Genomic DNA, 2,639 nt, shown 5'->3' with positions numbered 1-2,639 from the left:
CGACGCCGACGGCTACGCAGCGCCCGACGGCGTCGCCGTCGTCGAGGGCGACCTGCTGGAACCGGACACGCTGCCGCCCGCGTTCGAACTCGACGGAGAGACCGTCGACGCCGCGTACTACCTCGTCCACTCGATGGACGGCGGCCCAGGCTACGAGGAGCGCGACCGGAACTGCGCGACCAACTTCGCCGCGGCCGCGTCGGCCGCGGGGATCGACCGGATCGTCTACCTCGGCGGTCTCGGCGAGGACCGCGACGAACTCTCCGAACACCTCCGGTCGCGACGGGAGGTGGAGCGGATCCTCGCGGACGGCGACCCGGCGCTCACGACGCTCCGGGCCGCGATCATCATCGGCGCCGGGAGCGCCAGCTTCGAGGTGATCGCCGGGCTCGCGAGACGCCTCCCGGTGATGGTCACCCCGAAGTGGGTCGACACGCTGTGCCAGCCGATCGCGATAGCCGACGTGGTCGCGTACCTCGCGGGCGTCCTCGACGTCCCCGAGACCGCGGGCGAGACGTTCGAGATCGGCGGCCCTGAGGTGTTGACCTACGCCGAGATACTCCGCCGGACGAGACGCCAGCTCGGCGGCGGGCTCCGGATTGTCAGGGTGCCCGTGTTGAGTCCCGGGCTGTCGGCGCGGTGGCTCCGACTGGTCACCGACGTGAACCCGTACCTCGCTCAGTCGCTCGTTGAAGGGCTCCGGAACACCGTCATCGTCGAGGACGATCGGATCGGGGAGTTCGTGTCGGTCGAGTTGACGCCCTTCGAACTCGGCGTCGCGCGGGCGCTGACCGACTCGCGAAACGCCGAGGGGTCGCGGCTGAGCGCGCTCCCCGGGGTCTCGCCGTGAGCCCCGACTACGGCGAGACGTGGGTGTACGAGAGCCTCGTCGGGGGGATCCCCGGACTCGGCATCTCGCGGACGCTGGCGGTCGCGCTCCAGTTCGTGATATTCGAGGCGGGCGTGGTGGGACTCGGCTGGTACTACGGGACGTGGAACGCCGTGGCCGCCGGGACGGTCGCCGTCGTCGTCGCCGCGGTCGGGAGCGTCGAGATGCACCGGCTGGGCGCGAAAAACCGGCTGCTCGGGACGCCCCCGGAACACAAGCGTCTGCTGTTCGGATCGAGCATCGAGATCGTGTTGGGCGTGCTGGCGTTCATCGCGCTGATCACGTACCTGTTCGCGTGGGACGGGGCCGCGGGACCGACGCTCATCGACCGACTCTTCGGCCCGAATCCACCGCTTCCCGTCGTCTACCTCACGCTGCTCGTCCTCTGGGACCTGACGTACCGGATCGGCACCTCGTGGTGGAGCGCCGTCGTCGCGCTGTGGCGCGCGGTCCACGTCGACCTCTCGCCGGAGGAGCGGGCGACGGTCCGACGGCTCGACGCCGAGAACATCGGCTTCTCGCTCGTCCAACTCGCCTTGGTCCCGTTCCTGCTCACCGAACCCGTGCTGCTCGGCGCGGTCGTCGGCCACGTCATCGCGGTCGCGATCGTCTGTTCCGCGGCGATCTGGCTCAGCTGATTCGCTGTAGTCGCTGCCGGCGAGCGTCGCCACTGGCGTCGTTCGAGAACGGAGTCAGAAGGCGCGGCGTCGCCGCGGCCGCGTCACTTGCCCTGAAGCTCTTCGAACTTGTCGAGGAGTGCCTCCGTGGAGTCGCCCGAGTCGTAGGTCAGGGAACCGGAGTACTCGGGCCGCTCCGCGTCGAAGTCGGCGTCGACTTCGCTGGTCTTCTTCTCGCGACGCTCGTGTTCGGCCTCGTCATAGGCACCCATTGACATGGTACAACACCACTTGGCTGTTTTCTGTAATATATCTGTCGGTTAATGTGTCATAAAAGCTGATGGTTCGGTCCCGTTCACCGGAATCGATTAACCTCGCGGCGTGATACCAAACGTCTGTGGCACAACCCCTCCGTTTCAGGCGCTCCCCCGGCCGGTGGACCGCGGACCGGGTCCGGTCCCAGATCGGTCATCCCCTCGACGAGAACCTCGGAGCGACCGCCGGCGACCCGTGGTTCGCGCCGCCGCCCGGCTACGAGGCGCGTCGGTTCGACATGGACGACGGGTCGTCCGCGCTGTTCTGCTGGACCGACGACGACGCCGACCCTCCGCCCGGCACCGACGGGGGCCCGTCGGATACTGGCTGGGTAACACCGAGACGCCGAGCGAGCTCTGGCGGACGGAGAAGTACGGGTTCGACGAGGCCCCGTACCCGGTCTCGCGGTGGGCTCAGCGGGAGCTGCTCGCCGCGCTCCACGACGACGAGCCGTGGCTGGCCGACTACCCGCACGTCTCGTGGTACTTCCTCCCCGTGTTCTGCTCGAAGGACGGCGCGGAGACGAGCCGGGCGTTCTTCCGCGACCACGCGGCCGGGTTCCCGGACGCGACCCGCGAGGACGGCACGAGGTTCGTCGAGGAGACGCTCCGGCCGGGGGTCCTCGACGACTACCGCGAGACGATGGCCGGGAAGCTCGGCACGTCCGCCTCCTTGGACCTCGTCCGGATGAGCGCGACGATAGCCGAGTTCACCGCCGCCCGGATTCTCACCGAGGCGGGGTACGGAGTGACCCCCCGAAAATCGAAGTGACGACGGGCCACTCCCTCGACTTCCGCGCGACGGACCCCGACACGGGG

At 69.0% G+C, this 2,639-nt stretch carries 3 protein-coding genes and 1 pseudogene; 3 read left to right on the top strand and 1 reads right to left on the bottom strand.

All coding sequences use genetic code 11. The annotated features are described in order from the left end of the window. Both BN903_RS09765 and BN903_RS09760 read left to right on the top strand, forming a co-directional pair. A partial coding sequence (locus tag BN903_RS09765; protein WP_048077551.1) for an NADH-binding protein occupies positions 1-850 on the top strand: 850 nt, incomplete at its 5' end. Next, complete coding sequence (locus BN903_RS09760; protein WP_048077550.1) at positions 847-1,527, top strand: hypothetical protein; 681 nt, start codon at positions 847-849, stop codon at positions 1,525-1,527. The genes BN903_RS09765 and BN903_RS09760, both read left to right, overlap by 4 nt. An 83-nt stretch (positions 1,528-1,610) precedes the next feature. Here BN903_RS09760 and BN903_RS16775 read toward each other — a convergent pair whose 3' ends face one another. Continuing rightward, complete coding sequence (locus tag BN903_RS16775) at positions 1,611-1,778, bottom strand: DUF5786 family protein (RefSeq protein WP_004599209.1); 168 nt, start codon at positions 1,776-1,778, stop codon at positions 1,611-1,613. Positions 1,779-1,903: 125 nt separating this feature from the next. Between BN903_RS16775 and BN903_RS09755 the strand changes: the two are divergent. After that, positions 1,904-2,639: pseudogene (locus BN903_RS09755) on the top strand (DUF5784 family protein); the annotation flags it as partial.

The sequence above is a fragment of the Halorubrum sp. AJ67 genome (assembly GCF_000513435.1).
Note: the sequence above shows the minus strand (reverse complement) of the source record. Positions and strands in the feature narration are given on the sequence as shown.